1 pseudogene is annotated in these 1,265 nt (G+C 72.0%); it reads right to left on the reverse strand.

Annotated features, from left to right (window positions below):
* Positions 1-1,265 (reverse strand): annotated as a pseudogene (locus G6026_RS07735) (AAA family ATPase); the annotation flags it as partial.

A 1,265-nucleotide genomic window follows, 5' to 3' on the forward strand; every position in this document is an offset into this window, starting at 1 on the left:
TCTGCCACTCGGCGTCCGAGAGCTCCTGCGCTTCATCCACGATGATGTGCGCGAAGGTGCCGGCCAGGCGGGCGGCGTCGGTGGTCGTCGCGTCGTCGTCGGGGGCCTGGTCGAGCAGCGCCTCCTGCAGGTCGCGGTGGCGCAGCATGGGCGCCACCCCCTCGGGATCGTCATCGGCCGCGATCACCTCGTCGATCACCGACCTCCGCCGCTGCAGTTCGGCCGCGCGCTCGGCATGCCGGCGCCGACGTCTCGTGTCCCGGTCGGCATCCCCCAGCCGGTGCCGCGCCGCGTCGAGAAGGGGGAGGTCCGATCGCGTCCAGGCAGCGGGCTCGTCCCGGCGGAGCACCCGGGCCTGCTCTGAGCTGAGCCAGGGCGCGCACAGGCGCAGGTAGGCCGGAACGGTCCACAGATCACCCACCAGCTCCGCCGCGTCGATCATCGGCCACGCGCGGTGGAGCTCGCGGCGCAGGTCGGCGTTCGCCAGTAGCTCCGCCCGCAGAACCGCCTTGGGAACGCCGGCGTCGGACTTCTCCAGGAGAATCTCGACCAGGGTCTGGAGGATCTCGTGCCGGGCCTCGTTGTGGGGCGTGCCGTCCTCGGGGGAGGCGAAGGCCTCGGCCCAGTCGCCCGGTGTCAGCTCGAGGTCGATCCACTCTGTCTGGACCCGAATCGGCTGCTCGGGAGGCTGCTCGTAGAAGCGCACGGCCGCCTCGATCGCCCGGACCATCGGCATCCCCGACTTGAGGCGGGCGGCCTCGGGATCGGGTTCCTCGCCGACGCCCGGAGCGGGGATGTCGGGAACCAGGTCGGCGAGCGTGGCCGTCTGCACACTGTGCTCACCGAGGGCCGGAAGGACATCCGCGACGTAGTCCAGGTACGGGCGGTGCGGGCCCACCAGCAGCAGGTGTCCGCGCCGCAGTCCGAGGCGAGATTCCGAGTGCAGCAGGTATGCCGCCCGGTGCAGCGCCACCACCGTCTTGCCCGTCCCCGGACCGCCGTCCACCACGAGTGCGCCCGACGAGTCGGCGCGGATGATCGCGTCCTGGTCGGCCTGGATCGTGGCGAGGACGTCGTGCATCCGGCCGGTCCGTGCCCGGCCGAGGCTCGCGACGAACGCCGAGTGGTCGTCCAGCGCGGTACTGGTGACCGCCTCGTCGTCGTCGAGGACCTCGTCCCAGTAGTCCACGATGCGCCCACCCGACCACCGGTACCTCCGCCGGGATCTCACCCCCATCGGACGGGCGAGCGTCGCGGCGAAGAAC

The sequence above is a fragment of the Dietzia sp. DQ11-38-2 genome (genome assembly GCF_014145055.1).
Classification (GTDB): Bacteria; Actinomycetota; Actinomycetes; order Mycobacteriales; family Mycobacteriaceae; genus Dietzia.